The organism is Streptomyces sp. NPDC058664 (genome assembly GCF_042716635.1).
In the GTDB taxonomy this organism is placed as follows: Bacteria; Actinomycetota; Actinomycetes; order Streptomycetales; family Streptomycetaceae; genus Streptomyces.
Genome location: NZ_JBHXRW010000013.1, coordinates 90,206 through 107,079, shown reverse-complemented (window position 1 = coordinate 107,079; position 16,874 = coordinate 90,206). Strand labels below are relative to the sequence as shown.

Genomic DNA, 16,874 nt, shown 5'->3' with positions numbered 1-16,874 from the left:
AAGGCGCTGTCACGATGTGCGATGAGGATTGGCGAAATGGAGTGATGCGTCACTGATCAGCCTTGACGCGCGGGCCGTCCCGCATACTGGAACAGGACGTCCGTCTGCGGCGTCCCTGAGCTAGGCTGCGGCACATCATGCGTTTCGGGCTGCTTCTCCTTAGCTGCCGCGGCGAGGGCCTGTAGTCGTAGGCCGACCCCCTCCCCGCGGGACCTGGTGTTGCGTTCGACAGTCGGCCGTCCCTCCCTCTCGCAGGATTCCGAGGAGCCCAACGCAATGAGCCAGTCCCCCTTCATCGGCCGCCCCACGCCCGTCACCAACGCGACGCAGCTGCAGAAGCCGTCCGGGATGCCGATCCACAAGTACGGCCGCTACGAGGCCGTCGAGATCCCCGACCGCACCTGGCCCGAGCAGCGGATCACCAAGGCTCCCCGCTGGCTGTCGACCGACCTGCGCGACGGCAACCAGGCCCTGATCGACCCGATGAGCCCCGCCCGCAAGCGCGAGATGTTCGACCTGCTGGTGCGCATGGGCTACAAGGAGATCGAGGTCGGCTTCCCGTCCTCCGGCGAGACCGACTTCGCGTTCGTGCGCTCCATCATCGAAGAGGGCGCGATCCCGGACGACGTCACCATCTCCGTACTGACCCAGGCCCGCGAGGACCTGATCGAGCGGACCGTGGAGTCCCTGGTCGGCGCGAAGCGCGCCACCGTCCACCTGTACAACGCGACCGCGCCCACCTTCCGCCGGGTCGTCTTCCGCGGCTCCAAGGAGCAGATCAAGCAGATCGCCGTGGACGGCACCCGTCTGGTGATGGAGTACGCGGAGAAGCTGCTCGACGAGCGCACGGTCTTCGGCTACCAGTACAGCCCCGAGATCTTCACCGACACCGAGCTGGACTTCGCCCTGGAGGTCTGCGAGGCGGTCTGCGACGTCTGGCAGCCCGGTCCCGGCCGCGAGATCATCCTGAACCTGCCCGCCACCGTGGAGCGTTCGACGCCGTCCACGCACGCGGACCGGTTCGAGTGGATGTCCCGGAACCTGACCCGCCGCGAGCACGTCTGCCTGTCGGTCCACCCGCACAACGACCGCGGTACGGCCGTGGCCGCCGCCGAGCTGGCCATCATGGCCGGCGCGGACCGCATCGAGGGCTGCCTGTTCGGGCAGGGCGAGCGCACCGGCAACGTCGACCTGGTGACCCTGGGCATGAACCTGTTCTCGCAGGGCGTCGACCCGCAGATCGACTTCTCGCAGATCGACGAGATCCGCCGGACCAGCGAGTACTGCAACCAGATGGAGGTCCACCCGCGCCACCCCTACGCGGGCGACCTGGTCTACACCGCCTTCTCCGGCTCCCACCAGGACGCCATCAAGAAGGGCTTCGACGCCATGGAGGCCGACGCGGCCGCCAAGGGCGTCACCGTCGACGACATCGAGTGGGCCGTGCCGTACCTGCCCATCGACCCGAAGGACGTCGGCCGTTCCTACGAGGCCGTCATCCGGGTCAACTCGCAGTCCGGCAAGGGCGGCATCGCGTACGTCCTGAAGAACGACCACAAGCTGGACCTGCCCCGCCGGATGCAGATCGAGTTCTCGAAGATCATCCAGCAGAAGACCGACTCCGAGGGCGGCGAGGTCACGCCGGCCGCGATCTGGGCCGTCTTCCAGGACGAGTACCTGCCCAACCCCGAGAACGCCTGGGGACGCATCCAGCTGCGCTCCGGCCAGACCACCTCCGACACGGACGGCACCGACACCCTGACCGTCGAGGCGGTCGTCGACGGCGTCGACACCGTCCTGACCGGCTCCGGCAACGGCCCGATCTCCGCCTTCTTCGCCGCCCTGCAGGCGATCGGCGTGGACGCCCGCCTGCTGGACTACCAGGAGCACACGATGAGCGAGGGCGCCTCCGCGCAGGCCGCCTCGTACATCGAGTGCGCCATCGACGGCCAGGTCCTGTGGGGCATCGGCATCGACGCCAACACGACCCGCGCCTCCCTGAAGGCGGTCATCTCGGCGGTCAACCGCTCCGCCCGCTGACCCGCTCGGAAGCCGCTGCCCCGTACCGCGACCGCTGCCCCGTACCTCCTCGCGAGGTGCGGGGCAGCGTCACGTGTGAGCCGCGTCACGGTTTCAGATTCACTTAAGGAAGATGATCCCGCCATGCCGGAATCAGCCTCATATGAGGTCAGTTGACGGTGTGTCGGGGAATGGCGGAAGGTCGGCTCGTCCCTTCGGACACACCCCCCACGCGCCCCCTTCGCACCTCCCTGACCTGGAGTTCCGCATGCGCACGACCGCTGCCGTGGCCACCGTTCTCGCGGTGACCGGCGCCGCCCTCGCCTGGGCCCCGGCCGCCTCCGCCGCCGGATCCGCCACCACCGCGGAGTGCGTGACGCGTCCGCTCGGCACGGCCGGTCTCTACGCCGAGTTCGTCGAGAAGGACTCCACCCGCCACTCCGATTCCGAGGGCGCGGTCGCCGTCGGCGGCGACGCCCGCTTCGGCGACCCGAAGCAGTCCTCCGGCTTCTCGATCGGCCACGAGCTCACCGGCGCCGACCTGGCCGCGCTGCCCGGCGGTCACAGCCTCGTCGTCGGCGGCACGCTGTACGCGAACCAGGTCGTCCTGGACCACGGCACCGGCACGGCCGGCAAGGTCGTCGACCTCTCCACGCCGGGACAGGGCTTCGGCGTCGACGGCGGCAAGGTGAAGGAGGGCGCCTCCCCGGTCGACTTCGCGAAGGAGTTCACCGAGCTGCGCGCGCTGTCCACGGGCTGGGCGGGCGTCGAGCCGAACGGCACGGCCGCCGGCTCCGGCGACGGCCTCTTCCTCACCGGCACGGACCCGGAGCTCAACGTCTTCGCCGTGAACGCCGCCGACCTGGAGAAGGTCCGTGCGATCACCTTCAAGGTCCCGGTCGGCTCGTCGACCCTGGTGAACGTCCTCGGCGCCTCGTACGACATGAACAAGTCCGCCACCTACGGCGTCTACTACCAGGGCGCGGACGGTACGGCCCCCGTCATCGACGACTACGCCCTGGCGAGCGAGGACTTCCGGCAGATCCGCTCCCAGCTGCTGTGGAACTTCCCGCAGGCCGAGAGCGTCAGGAAGAACTACACCTCCTGGCCCGGCACGATCCTCGCCCCGAACGCCACCGTCGAGATGGGCGGCAAGGGCATCGGCCCCGGTCACGTCAACGGCTCCGTGATCGCCGAGGAGCTGCTCACCGTTCCCGGCGCCGAGACCCATCAGATGAACTTCGCCGGCTGCCTCCCCGGCGGGACGAAGCCGGGGCCGGTCGTCACCCCGGAGACGCCGACGCCGACCGAGACCCCCGTCCCCACGCCGCCGGCCACCCCGGAGACCACCCCCGAGACGACCCCGGAGTCCACTCCCGGCAAGGACGGCTCCACGCCCACGGCGCCGACGGTGCCGCAGGAGGCCGCGTCGCCCTCCACGCCCGCCGCCCCGGGCGAGACCGCGACCGCCCCGGCCGGGACGCCGGCCCCGGCGCCCTCCGCCACCCCGGAGGGTGATCTCGCGACGACCGGTTCGGCCATCGGGCCCGGTGTGATCGGTGCCGCGATCGCGGCCGTCCTCGTCGGCGGAGGCTTCCTGGCCTTCGCAAAGCGTCGCCGCCGCGCTTCCTGAGGCGCTCGGAAGGGTGACGTGTCTCGGCCAACTCCGGGGCGAACTCCTGACGGGGTGCTGACGCCACATCAAGGATGTGGCTAACATCACGCCCACGCCGGCAGTGCAGCCGGGCCGTTGAGGAGGTGCGTATGCCGTCTGCCCGGAATTCACGTGGTGGGAAAGTGGCCGTCTGCGGAATCCGTACCTCCTGGAACACGGTCGGTGACGGCGAGTTCTTCTGCGAGGAGTGCGGCGGCGACCGGAACTACCGGCGGCGCACCGGCCGCCGCAGGTTCGCCGTCCTGGGCGTCCCGGTCCTGCCCCGCGGCTGTACGGGCCCCGTCGTCGAGTGCGCGGCCTGTCACACGCACTTCGGTACGGAGGTCCTCGACCACCCGACGACGAGCCGCTTCTCCGCGATGCTCAGGGACGCCGTGCACACCGTCGCCCTGGCCGTGCTCGCGGCCGGCGGCACCGACTCGCGCGCCGTCCTCGACCGCGCCGTCAGCGCGGTCCGGTCCGCCGGCTTCGCCGAGTGCACGGCCGTCCAGCTCGTCGACCTCGTCGAGGCCCTGGAGGCCGACACCGGGCGCTTCATGCCCGAGGTGAACCCCGAGGGGACGCTCCTCGCGATCGAGCTCCACGAGGCCCTGGAGCCGCTCACCCCGCACCTGGCGCCCGCCGGGCGTGAGTCGATCCTGCTCCAGGCCGCCCGGATCGCCCTCGCCGACGGGATCTACAGCCCGGCCGAGCGGGAGGTCCTCGGCACCGTCGGGAACGCGCTCGCGCTCGCTCCCGACGACACCGTCCGGCTGCTCGCCTCGGCGAGGACCGTGCCGTAGTAGGGACTCCTCCCGTAGGGGGCTCCTGCCGTAGAGGACTCCTGCCGGACTCCTACGGGACGATGTTCTGGTTGAGCCGGAACACGTTGTCGGGGTCGTACCGGCGCTTCACCGTCCGCAGCCGGTCGAAGTTCTGCCGGTAGTTGACCCGCACCCGGTCCTGGTCGTCGGTGTCCATGAAGTTCACGTACCCGCCCTCCTGGGTGTGCGGGCGCAGGGCCCTGTCGTAGGCGCGGGTCCAGGCGATGTTCCGCTCCGAGTCCGCCGCGTCGGTCCAGGTGCCGCCGAAGGAGTGCGAGAAGCGGGCGTCCCGGTAGGCGAACGCGGTGTCCTCAGGACCCACCCGGTGGCAGGCGCCGTCGATCGGGAAGATCGCCGTGTCCGACTCCAGGGACGGCATGGTCGCGCCGTACTCCATGTGGGCCGCGATGGCCCCGTCCGACATCTCGCGGCTGAAGTTGCCCTTCCAGTAGTGGTGGAGCCCCGGCGGCAGCTGCTCGTCGAAGAGGGTGTTGACGACCGGGTACGGCATGCGCTCCATGAACCGGCCGATCACCGGCCCGAGACCGTCCAGGCGGGCCAGGACCTTGTCGTCCTCCGACGCCGGGCCGCTGTGGCAGGTGAAAGCGGCGCAGATCGGGCGGCCGTGCCAGCGCTCGGGCAGGAACGGTTCCTCCGGGCCGAGCGCCAGGACCAGGATCACGTTCAGCTCCTCGGGGGAGTCCGCGATCAGCTCCGCCCACGCGCGGACCACGTCCCCGTCGAGCGGGTAGCAGGTCAGGCCGCCGAAGACGTCCGCGACCGGGTGCAGCCGGTACGCGAGCGAGGTGGCGACCCCGAAGTTGCCGCCGCCGCCCCGCAGTGCCCAGAACAGGTCCGGGTGCCGTTCCGCGTCACAGGAGACGAGGGTGCCCTCGGCGGTCACCACGTCGGCCGCGATCAGGTTGTCGCAGCTCAGGCCGCAGCGGCGGGCCAGGTGACCCATGCCGCCGCCGAGCGTCAGACCGCCGACGCCGGTCGTGGAGATCACCCCGCCGGTGGTGGCAAGACCGAAGGCGTGGGTGGCGTGGTCGAAGTCGCCCCAGGTGGTGCCGCCCTCCGCCCGCGCGGTACGGGCCTCGGGGTCGACCCGGACACCCCGCATCCGGGACAGGTCGACGACGAGACCGTCGTCCACGGTGCCGAAGCCGGCCACGGAGTGGGAGCCGCCGCGCACGGCGAGCGGCAGGTCGTGCTCGCGGGCGTACAGCACGGCCGCGATCACGTCGGCCGGGTCCACGGCGTGGACGACGACGGCGGGGCGGCGGTCGTGCAGGGCGTTGTAGACCCGGCGGGACACGTCGTACGACGGGTCGCCGCGGGTCACGACGGTGCCGCGCACGGCACCGCGGAGCGTGTCGAGGGATTCGGTGGTGGTGGTCATGGTTCCGGTGTAGCCCGGTCGGCGGGGGATGCGCATCGCCCGAACCGCCCATGGTCCGGCGAGCGCCCCGCATGGGCCGTTCAGACCAGGCCGTGCGCGTACGCGTAGGCCGTGGCGGCGGCGCGGGAGCCGACGCCCAGCTTGGCGAAGATGTTGTTCAGGTGCCGGGCGACCGTGTGCTCGCTGATCACCAGGGCGCGGGCGATGTCCTTGTTCGTCCCGCCCGAGGCGAGCACCCGCAGCACCTCCGCCTCCCGCGCGGTGAGCCCGCCCGGCAGCCGCCGCCGCGCCCCCGAGGAGAGCAGCGCCGCTGCCCGCCGGGCGTCCGGTACGGCCCCGAGCCGCTCGAACACGGTCCGCGCGGCGCCCAGTTCGAGGCGGGCGGCCTCCTCGTCGCCCACCGCCCGGTCGGCCGCCGCGAGCAGCATCCGCACCTGCGCGGCCTCGTACGGCACCCGGAGCTCCAGCCACCCGGCGAGCGCCCGCCGCAGCAGGCGCGGCGCCTCGCCGCTCCGCTCGGCCAGGGCCACCGAGCCGAGCGCCGTGTCGGCCAGGGCCCGCAGCAGCGGTACGTCTCCGGCCAGGGCGTCCAGCTCCGCCGCGGCGCCCGCCGCCCCCGGCACGTCACGGACCGCGAGGGCCACCTCCGTACGGGCGGCGAGCAGCCGGGCCCGGCCGAGGAGGTCGTGGTGGGGGTCGCCGCGGCAGGCCAGGGCCAGGTCGATGCCGGCCACCGCCGCGTCGGCCCGGCCCTGCGCGAGGCGCAGCAGCGCGAGGCCCGGCTGCGGGATCCGCCCGAGCTCATGGGCGTGCCCGTACGAGACGGAGGCCTCGTCGAGGCGGCCCTGGCGCCGCTGGACGTCACCGGCGGCGTAGTACGCGGCGGCGGCCGACTCCAGACAGTCCACCGGCACCTCGCGGCAGGCCTGCCGGGCCTCCGCCTCGGCGAGCGCCCAGACCCCCAGGAGGTCGAGCACCTCCACCCGGTGGGCCCGGCAGACACCCCGGAACGGGTTCTCGCCGGAGGGCACGGTGACGGGCAGCGACCCGAGACCCGCCGGGGGCGCGGGCGCGGCCGCCGTGACCGTACCCACGGGGTTGTCCACCGATTCCGTACGGGCTTCCGGGCCGGGCGTCGGTTCCGGTCGCGCGGGGCTGTCCACCGGTCCCGCACTGGCCGGGTCGGGCGGCGGTCCCGTGCGGGCTTCCGGGTCGGGCGGCGGTCCCGTGCGGGCTTCCGGGCCGGGCGGCGGCGGGCGGCCCGGCCAGGGTGGGGCGCACCACTCCATCGCCGCGTTCGTCCACTCCACCGCCCGGCCGAAGTCGGCCGCCTCCATGCACTGGGTGAGGGCCAGGCAGTACAGCCAGCCCGTGAACATGCCGCTCAGCTCGCCCGCCGACACCGCGCACATCGCGTCGTCGAGGAGGGCGAGGGCCTCGGCCCTGCGGCCGGCCGCGAGCAGGACACCGGACTCGGCCTGGCGGCTGAGGGCGATCAGGTCGGGGCTGCCGGAGTCGAGGGCGAGGCCGGTCATCCGGCGGGCGGCGGCGAGGGCGGCCCCGTGGTCGCCGCGCGCCTGGGCCTCCTCGGCGTCGCTCCAGGCCAGGAAGCACTGCTCCGGGCAGTCCGGCAGGTCCTCCAGGTGGTGCCGGGCCCGGTGGAGCCAGCCGGCCGCCGCCGCGGGACGGCCGAGGCCCAGGTACTCGTAGTGCAGCCACCAGGAGGCGAGCCCGGCGCCCCGGTGGTCGCCGGCCGCGAGGTAGGCGGCGTGCGCCCGGAGCCGGGCGGTGACGGACTCGTCGACGTGCCCCGACCACCAGGCGGCGTCGGCGAGGACGGAGAGGTCGTCGGCGGTCAGCGCGCGCGAGGGATGCAGGTCGTGGGCGTGCAGGAGCGCGTACGCCTCGGCCCAGGACTCACGGGCCGCCGCGTCCCTGGCGCGCTCGACCGTGTTGTCGGTCGTCGTGGGTGCGGACATGGCCGCTCACCCCTTTCCCGGCCCTCTCAGGATAGGTCCGGGAAGGGGTGGGGGCCCGTCGCGAAAGGCCCGGGAAGGCCCTACTGGATCGCGCCGCTCGCGCGCAGCATGTCCTCGCGCTCGACGATCTTCACGCGCTCGCGGCCCTGCGGCTCGCCGAGCGCCTTCTCGGCGGCGTCCAGGGCGTACCAGCCCTCCCACGTCGTGTACGTGAGGCCCTTGCCCTCCAGGAAGGACACGACCGCGTCCTCCTCCGGGGTCTCGGGGGTCAGCAGGCGCCCGTTCGCGAAGTCGTCCAGGAGGTTCGCCACGGTCTCGTTGGCGTCCCCCTTGGTGTGGCCGATGAGGCCGACGGGGCCGCGCCGGATCCAGCCGGTGCAGTAGGTGGAGGCCATGTGCTCGCCGCCCTCCTCGATCACACGGCCGCCCTGGTCCGGGACGGTGCCGGAAACGGCGTCCCAGGGGAGCTTGGGCAGCTCGTCGGAGAGGTAGCCGACCGCGCGGTAGACGGCCTGGACGTCCCAGTCCGTGGTCGCGCCGGTGCCCTTCACGTTCCCGGTGCCGTCCAGTTCGGTGCGCTCGGTGCGCAGGCCGACGACCTTGCCGTCCTCGCCGAGGATCTCGACGGGCGACTCGAAGAAGTGCAGGAAGAGCTTGTGCGGGCGGTCGCCGATGTCGCGGATCGCCCAGTTCTCCAGGGTCTTGGCGACCATGTCGGTCTGCTTGTTCTTGCGCCGCTCGGCGATCGAGCCGTCGTCGTAGTCGATGTCCTCGGGGTTGACGATGACCTCGATGGTGGGGGAGTGGTCCAGCTCGCGCAGCTCCATCGGGCTGAACTTCGCCTGGGCCGGGCCGCGGCGCCCGAAGACGTGGATCTCCAGGGCCTTGTTGGCCTTGAGGCCCTCGTAGACGTTCGCCGGGATCTCGGTCGGCAGCAGCTCGTCGCCGGTCTTGGCGAGGATGCGGGCGATGTCGAGGGCCACGTTGCCGACGCCGAGGACGGCGACCTTCTCCGCTTCGAGCGGCCAGGTGCGCGGGACGTCCGGGTGGCCGTCGTACCAGGAGGCGAAGTCGGCGGCGCCGTAGGACCCGTCGAGCTCGACGCCCGGGATGTCCAGTGGGCGGTCGGCCATGGCGCCGGTCGAGAAGACCACGGCGTCGTAGAAGGCGCGCAGGTCGTCGAGATGCACGTCGGTGCCGTAGTCGACGTTGCCGAAGAGGCGGACCTGCGGCTTGTCGAGGACCTGGTGGAGGGCCTTGACGATGCCCTTGATGCGCGGGTGGTCGGGGGCGACGCCGTAGCGGATGAGGCCGAAGGGGGCCGGCATCCGCTCGAAGAGGTCGATGGACACGCCCGGCTCGGCGGCGGCCTCGGACTTCAGCAGCGCATCGGCGGCGTAGATTCCGGCGGGGCCGGCGCCGACGATCGCGACCCGGAGGGGGCGGGGCATGACGGGTTTCCCTTCGCAAGCGACATGGCGGCGAGGCCGCCGACACTTAGGCCACCCTAAATAACCCGTCGCGCGGAGTGGTACCCGGGCCCGGTCTATGGACTCATAAGGTGGACTTATGACTTCCATAAGTGTGGCTAGGCGGGTGCCGAGAGGTCGAGGCTGCCGGTGAAGGTCTGGACGACCATCGCGATCATGGTGGCGTAGAAGCCGACACCGCAGAGGGCGCAGAACAGGCCGAAGCAGAGCTCCCCGCGCCGCAGGAACGTGGACCTCGGGAGGATCACGTCCGCCGGGTTCGCGGGGTCGTAGCTGACCGTGGTGGACAGTCTGCCCGCCCAGGTGAACACCTGGCGGACCAGGCCCGCGGGGTCCGTGTACAGATACACCCCCCGCCGGTCCGGGGACTCCACGGCGAGGGTGGTGATGCCGTGCCGGATCAGACGGAACTCGCGGTACCAGCTGCTCAGCGAGACGACGCTCGTGAGGACGCACGCCGCCGCGACGAAGCCGAAGGGCACGAAGAGGACGATGCCGACCGGCTGTCCGGCGACGGCGATGAGTACGCAGAGGAGCACGACCGCGGCGACGTTGGCGGCCGCCCACCACTTGAGGAGCCGGATCTTGAGCTCCCGTCTGCTCGCGGGCCGGGTGTGCGCCTCGACGAGCGCGGTCCCGTCGGCGTTCGTGTCCCGCCTGGTCACCTCGGGCAGGGCGGCGTTCACGGTCGCCGCGAACATGGCGGCCGCCGCCTCGCTCGCCCCGTCGATCCGGTGCGTGAACGCCGTCGCGCCGGCCGGTGCCGTCAGCTCGACGGTGAGGGACCGGCCCTCGGTGCGGACCTGCGCGATGGCGGCCAGGGGGATGCGTATCTCGTCGTGATGGCGGGTCAGCAGCAGGGCGTCGCCCTCGTGCTGGAGGGAGGACTTCCCTCTGCCCTGGACGACGGGTACGGACGGAGTGATCGACATGGCCGGGATCGTACGGCCGGGCGGCGACCCGCGTCAGCCCTTCAGGGACGTCACGACCAGGGCGGTGACCAGGGCGACGACGGCGATCGACACCGCGACGGCGCCGGCCGGCAGCCGGGTCCGGGCGCGAGGGGGCGGGGCCGCCAGGAGGGCGAAGGTCGTGACGTGCGAGGCGCCGTCGGAGACCCGCGTCCCGGGCAGGGCGGCGTTCACCACGTCGGCGAAGGCCAGGGCGGCGGCCTCGCTCACGTCCACGACACGGTAGACGGTCGGCTCGCCCTCCTCGGGCGCCGTGAGGGCGATCGCGACGGACCGCCCCTCGGCGCGCACGAGCGCGATCGCCGCCAGGGGGATGCGGCGCTCCCGGTCCGCGCGGCGGAGCGTGACCCGCCCCGCCCCTCCCTCGTAGCGGAGGACGGACTCGCCCCTGCCGCGCAGCACGAGGGAGGGAGCGGTCGTCACGCCTCGACGCGGGCGACGAAGGCCGCCCAGGCGGAGGCCGGGACGACCAGGACGGGGCCGGTGGGGTTCTTGCTGTCCCGGACGGGGACGACACCGGGGACGTGGTCGAGGACTTCGAGGCAACTGCCGCCCTCGCCGTTGCTGTGACTGCTCTTGCGCCAGGCGGCGCCGGTGAAGTCGTACGAGACTTCGACGCAGTCGCCGCCGGACCCGTTGCTGAAGGAGCTCTTGAACCAGTGGGCGTTGTTCAGGTCGTACTGACGCATCGTCTGTAGTCCTCCGCCGCCGACTCGATCAGTGCGAGGGACGCCTCCGGCGACAGCGTGGCGACCCTGAGTAGATCGTAGGTGCGCTGGGCCTGCTTCACCACAGCCGGATCGTCGAGGAGGGTTCCCGAAAATTCCGTCTCCGTATAGGCCGTTGGCGGCTGGTCGTCGAACTCCATGAGCTTGAGCGTGCCGGTCATGTGGGCGTGTGCGCCGATCGCGCGCGGGAGCACCGTCAACAGCACCACCCGCTCTCGTGTGAGCGTCACGATGTGCTCCAGCGTCTCGGCCATCACGGCCGGGCCACCAACGGGGGTGAGGAGCGCGTTCTCGTGCAGGATGACCCAATACTCGGGCCTTGTAGTGTCCGTGAGGATCCTCGCCCGGTCCATCCGCGAGGTGACCTTCTCCTCGACGTACTCCTCCGTGACGAACGGGTTCGCCGCCAGGGTCACCGCCTCCGCGTACTTCCACGTCTGGAGCAGCCCCGGCACCACCGTCGGCGCGAACTCGCAGATCCTCGTCGCCACCGCCTCCAGCTCCGCCACCGCGTGGAAATAGGACGCGTACGGTGACTTGTTGATGAGTTTGCGCCACGTGCGTTCGAAAATACCGCCGGTTTGTAGGACTTCATCGATTCGTGCCGCCACATCCAGCTGTGGCTTTCGAATTCCCTGCTCGAACAGGCCGATGTACGCCCCCGATACGAACACCCGTCTGCCCAGTTCGCCCTGCGGAAGCCCCGCCGCCTCCCGGCGGTCCTTGAGGAGATCCCCGAAGAACTCCCACGCGTTGTCCTGCTTGCCCTTGGCCATGGATTAACTCCCCCGCGCTACACCGTAGTTGTACGGTCTGCGCATCTGCCGATTCTACGGATTCCGCCCCACCCTGGAGAGGCGAAGCAGGAAATGGATTCAGAAAGGCATACGTTGGTGAAGGAAGACATCATGAGGACGACCACGGGGACTCTCGAAGCCGCACAAGAGGCAGTGACGGAATTGCGCGAGGCCCTCGCGAGGGCGGGAATCACCCTCCCCTCGCTCGGGCTCGACGTCGTCACCCTCGCCGCGGAGCCCCCGAGGCCGCTCGTCGCATTGGGATGCTGCACGGCGGAAACGGCGCGGCTCATCGCCGCCGCCCTACTGCCGGGGGAGGAGAGCCGGTCATGACCGCACTGCCCATCGGGTCGTACGTCGTGGAGATCCGCACCGGGCGGGTCGGGAGAGTGATGGGACACGAAGGGCCGTACGTCCAGATCCGTCCGCTCGGTGGCGGGCGGGAGTGGGACGTGGAGCCAGGGGAGGTCCGGGAGGCGACCTCGTCCGAGCGGCTGAGCGCCGCCACGGCGCACGTCAACGCCCGGAGCCGGGGCGAGGTGTCCTGAGCCCACGCGGGTGAAGTGCCCCCGGAGGTCTGTTGATCCATCCGCCGCGGCCGCCCTGCACGCGTCCCGCAGGCCCGGTTGCGTGGTCGTCGCGAACCAGTTCGTGTTCGTCGACCACGAAAGGAAACCAGGTGTTCGGGATGGCAGGACAAGGCCGGGTCGCGAGACCGGCGTACCGGCCGTCCGCGGTGTCCGCGGCGACGGTGGCGACGATGGCGTTGCTGGCGGGGGGACTCACGGGGGCGGGGGCGGCGGAGGGGCGGGTCGCCCAGCCGGAGGGACGGTACGTGATCGTCCTGGAGGACTCGGCCCGTGACCGGCTCGACGCGATCGTGCGGGAGCACGGCCGGAACCACGGGGTGCGGGCGGGCCTCCGGTACCGGCACGCCCTTGTCGGGTACTCGGCGGTGGTGCCGGAGTCCCAGGTGGCCGCGCTGCGGGCGGCCCGGCACGTGCGGGCGGTGGCCCCCGACCGGCCCGTACAGGCCACCCAGCAGGTCCTGCCGACCGGGGCGGACGGATCCAGGCCGACGTGAGCAGCACGGCCGCCGGGAACGGCACGGGTGCCGTCGACACGGCGGTGGCGATCATCGACACGGGGATCGACGACCGGCACCGTGACGACGCCGCGGCCCAGCCCGCCTCGTACGGCTTCGCCGGCGATCCGCACGCACCCGTCACCGGACGCTTCCACGGCCACCTCGTCCACGCCGGAAGCTACTGAGCCACCCCTGCCGACGACGGAGCCCCGGGTACCGGCCCGGGGCTCCGTCGTCGTGCGCGAGAATGGGTCCATGAGTCTGTTCCGCGACGACGGCATCGTGCTGCGCACCCAGAAGCTGGGTGAAGCGGACCGCATCATCACGCTCCTCACGCGCGGTCACGGGCGCGTACGCGCTGTCGCGCGCGGGGTGCGGCGGACGAAGTCGAAGTTCGGGGCGCGGCTCGAACCGTTCTCCCACGTGGACGTGCAGTTCTTCGCCCGGGGGAGCGAGCTGGTCGGGCGCGGCCTGCCGCTCTGCACGCAGAGCGAGACCATCGCCCCGTACGGCGGCGGGATCGTCACCGACTACGCCCGGTACACCGCCGGCACCGCCATGCTGGAGACGGCGGAGCGGTTCACCGACCACGAGGGCGAGCCCGCCGTCCAGCAGTACCTGCTGCTCGTCGGCGGCCTGCGGACGCTCGCCCGGGGCGAGCACGCCCCCCACCTCGTCCTGGACGCCTTCCTCCTCCGCTCGCTCGCCGTGAACGGCTACGCGCCCAGCTTCGACGACTGCGCGAAATGCGGCCTCCACGGCCCCAACCGGTTCTTCTCGGTCGCGGCGGGCGGCGTCATATGCGGCGACTGCCGGGTGCCCGGAAGCGTCGTACCCTCCTCGGAGGCCATCGGCCTGCTCAGCGCGCTGCTCACCGGCGACTGGGCGACGGCGGACGCGTGCGAGCCGCGTCACGTCAGGGAGGGCAGCGGGCTCGTGTCCGCCTATCTGCACTGGCACCTGGAGCGCGGCCTGCGCTCCCTGCGGTACGTCGAGAAAAACTAGGAGACAGCACCCCATGGCCATCGCACGACTCCTCGGGCGGCAGCGGCGCGAGTACAGGACCCCCGAGCCGCACCCGTCCGGTGCCCGCCCGCCGAAGCTCCAGCCCGAGTTCGTCCCGGAGCACGTCGCGATCGTCATGGACGGCAACGGCCGCTGGGCCAAGGAGCGCGGCCTGCCCCGCACCGAGGGCCACAAGGTCGGCGCCGAGCAGGTGCTCGACGTGCTCCAGGGCGCGATCGAGATGGGCGTGGGGGCGATCTCGCTGTACGCCTTCTCCACCGAGAACTGGAAGCGCTCGCCCGAGGAGGTGCGCTTCCTGATGAACTTCAACCGAGACTTCATCCGCAAGACCCGCGACCAGCTCGACGAGCTCGGCATCCGGGTGCGCTGGGTCGGCCGGATGCCCAAGCTGTGGAAGTCGGTGGCCAAGGAGCTCCAGGTCGCGCAGGAGCAGACCAAGGACAACACCGGGCTGACGCTCTACTTCTGCATGAACTACGGCGGCCGCGCGGAGCTCACGGACGCGGCGCAGGCGCTCGCGGAGGACGTGAAGGCGGGCCGGCTCGACCCGGCGAAGATCACCGAGAAGACCGTCCAGAAGTACCTGTACTACCCGGACATGCCGGACGTGGACCTCTTCCTGCGGCCCAGCGGCGAGCAGCGCACCTCGAACTACCTGATCTGGCAGAGCGCGTACGCCGAGATGGTCTTCCAGGACGTGCTGTGGCCGGACTTCGACCGCCGCGACCTGTGGCGGGCCTGCGTCGAGTACGCCGAGCGCGACCGGCGCTTCGGCGGCGTCGACCCGGCCGACCTCGCCGTCCTCGACAAGGCTTGACAAGGCCTGAGAAGGCCTGAGAAGCCCTGAGGCGAGGCCGTCGCGGGGCCGGGGTGTCGCTACGATCCGGCGGATGAACGGGATATCGGACGACTCCACGCTCCACGACCGGGTCGAGCTCACCTACTCCGCCGCCCTCGCGGACGTGCGCGAGGCGGTGCGCGTCACCCTGGGGGCCGCCCGCTGGTGGCGGGCGCTGCGGTGGCTCGCGTACGGCTCCGCCGTCCTCGCCTTCCTGATCGTCGGCCTGGAGCTGCTGCTCCCGGGCGAGCCGGAGGCGGGGACCGTGGCCGAGATGACGGGGCTCGGCGTCGCCGCCGTCGCCGTGGTCCACCTGACGAGCTGGGCCGTCGCCCAGGCCTTCTTCCTGGCCGCCCGCGCCCAGGGCGGCGAGGCCAGGGCCGTCGTCGACGCCGACGGCGGCCGGTGGACCTCCCGGAACGCCGACACCGCCATCCGCTGGCCGCTGCTGCCCCGGTACGTGGAGACCGACCGGCTCTTCGTCCTGCTCACGCCCCGGAAGACCGGCTCCGGCTTCGCCTACCTGCCCAAGCACGGCCTCGCCGACCCGGCCGACGCCGACCGGCTCCGGGCCCTCCTGGACCGGCACAGCAGCCGCGTCTGACGACACCGCGTCCGACGGCGTACGAGAAGGGCCCGCACCGAGACGATCCGGTGCGGGCCCTCCTGTACGCGTACGGCCTACTTCCGCGCGCACTCCGCGCACGTGCCGAAGATCTCGACCGTGTGCGCCACGTTCACGAAGCCGTGCTCCGAGGCGACCGTCTCGGCCCACTGCTCCACCATCGGGCCCTCCACCTCGACGGCCTTGCCGCAGAGCCGGCAGACCAGGTGGTGGTGGTGGTCGCCGGTCGAGCAGCGGCGGTACACCGTCTCGCCGTCGCTCGTGCGCAGCGCGTCCACCTCGCCCGCGTCCGCGAGGGACTGGAGCGTGCGGTAGACGGTGGTGAGGCCGACCGAGTCGCCGCGGTGCTTGAGCATGTCGTGCAGCTCCTGGGCGCTGCGGAACTCGTCCACCTCGTTCAGCGCCGCCGACACGGCGGCCCGCTGCTTGGTCGAGCGGCCTCGTACGGGGGGTCCTGCCGTCACCACGGGGGCCTCCTAGAATGCTTGTCTGCCCCCGTCATTCTGCCAGTCCCCCACCGTCGCTCCGGTCCCGCCCGATCAGACCTTCACGTCGTCCGTCGGACGCCGGGTCCCCGGCACCGGTGCGTCGCAGCCCTCCGCGCCCGCCTCGGCCGCCCGCGCCCGCCGTTTCGCGAGCGGCGTGGCAAGCAGGGTGAGGAGGACGAACACCCCGATCGCGTACAGGACGATCGTCGCGCCGGGCGGCACGTCCTGGTAGTACGAGGTGACCGTGCCCGCCAGGGTGACCGTGACGCCGGTCACCACCGCGAGGACGAAGGTCGCGCGGAACGACTTCGACAGCTGCTGGGCCGCCGCCACCGGCACCACCATGAGCGCGCTGACGAGCAGCAGGCCGACGACCCGCATGGCGACCGTGACGGTCACCGCGGCGGTGACCGCGATCAGCAGGTTCAGGGCGCGCACCGGAAGGCCGGTGACCCGGGCGAACTCCTCGTCCTGGCTGACCGCGAAGAGCTGTCGGCGCAGGCCGACGGTGACCAGGACCACGAAGCCGGCCAGGACGCTGATCGCCGTCACGTCCTCGGTGGACACCGTGGAGAGCGAGCCGAAGAGGTACGAGGTCAGATTGGCGTTGGAGCCGGTCGTCGAGAGGCTGGTCAGCATGACGCCGCCGGCCATGCCGCCGTAGAAGAGCAGCGCGAGCGCGAGGTCGCCGCGGGTCTTCCCGTACGCCCTGATCAGCTCCATCGCGACCGAGCCGACGACGGCGACCGCGGTCGCCATCCAGACCGGGCTGGAGTTCAGGAGGAAGCCGAGGCCGACGCCGGTCATGGCGACGTGGCCGATGCCGTCGCCCATCAGCGCCTGGCGGCGCTGGACGAGGTAGATGCCGACGGCGGGCGCGGTGATGCCGACGAGGACGGCGGCGAGGAGCGCGCGCTGCATGAAGGCGAGCTGGAGGATGTCCATG

19 protein-coding genes are annotated in these 16,874 nt (G+C 71.8%); 10 read left to right on the top strand and 9 right to left on the bottom strand.

Annotated elements, in window-relative coordinates; translation table 11 throughout:
- Positions 1-276 precede the first annotated feature (276 nt).
- The 3 genes from leuA (at position 277) to ACFWUY_RS13555 (ending at position 4,476) form a co-directional block, all read left to right on the top strand.
- Positions 277-2,040, top strand: coding sequence for a 2-isopropylmalate synthase (gene leuA, locus ACFWUY_RS13565; protein WP_384106766.1), 1,764 nt, complete (start codon positions 277-279; stop codon positions 2,038-2,040).
- A 247-nt stretch (positions 2,041-2,287) separates the two neighbouring features.
- Positions 2,288-3,652, top strand: coding sequence for a choice-of-anchor A family protein (locus ACFWUY_RS13560; protein WP_384106764.1), 1,365 nt, complete (start codon positions 2,288-2,290; stop codon positions 3,650-3,652).
- Positions 3,653-3,783: 131 nt separating this feature from the next.
- A complete protein-coding gene (locus ACFWUY_RS13555; protein WP_384106762.1) occupies positions 3,784-4,476 on the top strand; it encodes a TerB family tellurite resistance protein in 693 nt (230 codons plus the stop codon).
- Positions 4,477-4,528: 52 nt separating this feature from the next.
- Here ACFWUY_RS13555 and ACFWUY_RS13550 read toward each other — a convergent pair whose 3' ends face one another.
- The 7 genes from ACFWUY_RS13550 to ACFWUY_RS13520 form a co-directional block, all read right to left on the bottom strand.
- Positions 4,529-5,899 carry an FAD-binding oxidoreductase gene (locus ACFWUY_RS13550; RefSeq protein WP_384106760.1) on the bottom strand — a complete coding sequence of 457 codons (1,371 nt, stop codon included), beginning with the start codon at positions 5,897-5,899 and terminating at the stop codon, positions 4,529-4,531.
- Between the two features lie 80 nt (positions 5,900-5,979).
- Positions 5,980-7,878, bottom strand: a complete 1,899-nt coding sequence (locus ACFWUY_RS13545) for a LuxR C-terminal-related transcriptional regulator (protein ID WP_384106758.1) — start codon at positions 7,876-7,878, stop codon at positions 5,980-5,982.
- An 80-nt stretch (positions 7,879-7,958) separates the two neighbouring features.
- Positions 7,959-9,329, bottom strand: coding sequence for an FAD-dependent oxidoreductase (locus ACFWUY_RS13540; protein WP_384106756.1), 1,371 nt, complete (start codon positions 9,327-9,329; stop codon positions 7,959-7,961).
- 137 nt (positions 9,330-9,466) lie between these two features.
- Positions 9,467-10,300, bottom strand: coding sequence for a hypothetical protein (locus tag ACFWUY_RS13535; protein ID WP_384106754.1), 834 nt, complete (start codon positions 10,298-10,300; stop codon positions 9,467-9,469).
- A 33-nt stretch (positions 10,301-10,333) separates the two neighbouring features.
- Positions 10,334-10,762, bottom strand: coding sequence for a hypothetical protein (locus ACFWUY_RS13530; protein ID WP_384106752.1), 429 nt, complete (start codon positions 10,760-10,762; stop codon positions 10,334-10,336).
- The gene (locus ACFWUY_RS13525; protein WP_384106750.1) at positions 10,759-11,028 is read right to left on the bottom strand and encodes a DUF397 domain-containing protein; all 270 of its coding nucleotides are present in this window, start codon (positions 11,026-11,028) and stop codon (positions 10,759-10,761) included. The genes ACFWUY_RS13530 and ACFWUY_RS13525 overlap by 4 nt, the downstream gene beginning before the upstream one ends.
- Positions 11,010-11,843, bottom strand: a complete 834-nt coding sequence (locus ACFWUY_RS13520) for a Scr1 family TA system antitoxin-like transcriptional regulator (protein ID WP_384106748.1) — start codon at positions 11,841-11,843, stop codon at positions 11,010-11,012. The genes ACFWUY_RS13525 and ACFWUY_RS13520 overlap by 19 nt, the downstream gene beginning before the upstream one ends.
- 132 nt (positions 11,844-11,975) lie before the next feature.
- On the opposite strand from ACFWUY_RS13520, the gene ACFWUY_RS13515 reads away from it, so the two are divergent.
- The 7 genes from ACFWUY_RS13515 to ACFWUY_RS13485 all read left to right on the top strand — a co-directional run bounded on the left by ACFWUY_RS13515 (position 11,976) and on the right by ACFWUY_RS13485 (position 15,419).
- Entirely contained in the window at positions 11,976-12,197 is a 222-nt protein-coding gene (locus ACFWUY_RS13515) for a hypothetical protein (RefSeq protein ID WP_384106747.1), read from the top strand.
- The gene (locus ACFWUY_RS13510) at positions 12,194-12,412 is read left to right on the top strand and encodes a hypothetical protein (RefSeq protein ID WP_384106745.1); all 219 of its coding nucleotides are present in this window, start codon (positions 12,194-12,196) and stop codon (positions 12,410-12,412) included. The genes ACFWUY_RS13515 and ACFWUY_RS13510 overlap by 4 nt, the downstream gene beginning before the upstream one ends.
- 140 nt (positions 12,413-12,552) lie before the next feature.
- The gene (locus tag ACFWUY_RS13505; protein WP_384106743.1) at positions 12,553-12,948 is read left to right on the top strand and encodes a protease inhibitor I9 family protein; all 396 of its coding nucleotides are present in this window, start codon (positions 12,553-12,555) and stop codon (positions 12,946-12,948) included.
- On the top strand, positions 12,945-13,136 hold the full coding sequence (locus tag ACFWUY_RS13500; protein ID WP_384106741.1) for a hypothetical protein: 192 nt from the start codon (positions 12,945-12,947) through the stop codon (positions 13,134-13,136). The genes ACFWUY_RS13505 and ACFWUY_RS13500 overlap by 4 nt, the downstream gene beginning before the upstream one ends.
- Before the next feature lie 70 nt (positions 13,137-13,206).
- Positions 13,207-13,956 (top strand): DNA repair protein RecO, encoded by a 750-nt coding sequence (gene recO / locus ACFWUY_RS13495; RefSeq protein WP_384106739.1) that lies wholly within the window; start codon positions 13,207-13,209, stop codon positions 13,954-13,956.
- 13 nt (positions 13,957-13,969) lie between these two features.
- Positions 13,970-14,794: an isoprenyl transferase gene (locus ACFWUY_RS13490; RefSeq protein WP_384106737.1), complete on the top strand. Its 825-nt coding sequence runs from the start codon at positions 13,970-13,972 to the stop codon at positions 14,792-14,794.
- A gap of 73 nt (positions 14,795-14,867) precedes the next feature.
- Positions 14,868-15,419: a YcxB family protein gene (locus ACFWUY_RS13485; protein ID WP_384106735.1), complete on the top strand. Its 552-nt coding sequence runs from the start codon at positions 14,868-14,870 to the stop codon at positions 15,417-15,419.
- Positions 15,420-15,496: 77 nt separating this feature from the next.
- Here ACFWUY_RS13485 and ACFWUY_RS13480 read toward each other — a convergent pair whose 3' ends face one another.
- Together ACFWUY_RS13480 and ACFWUY_RS13475 are read right to left on the bottom strand one after the other, a co-directional pair.
- Complete coding sequence (locus tag ACFWUY_RS13480) at positions 15,497-15,907, bottom strand: Fur family transcriptional regulator (RefSeq protein WP_384106733.1); 411 nt, start codon at positions 15,905-15,907, stop codon at positions 15,497-15,499.
- Between the two features lie 72 nt (positions 15,908-15,979).
- Complete coding sequence (locus tag ACFWUY_RS13475; protein ID WP_384106731.1) at positions 15,980-16,873, bottom strand: metal ABC transporter permease; 894 nt, start codon at positions 16,871-16,873, stop codon at positions 15,980-15,982.
- Between the last annotated feature and the right edge of the window lies 1 nt (position 16,874).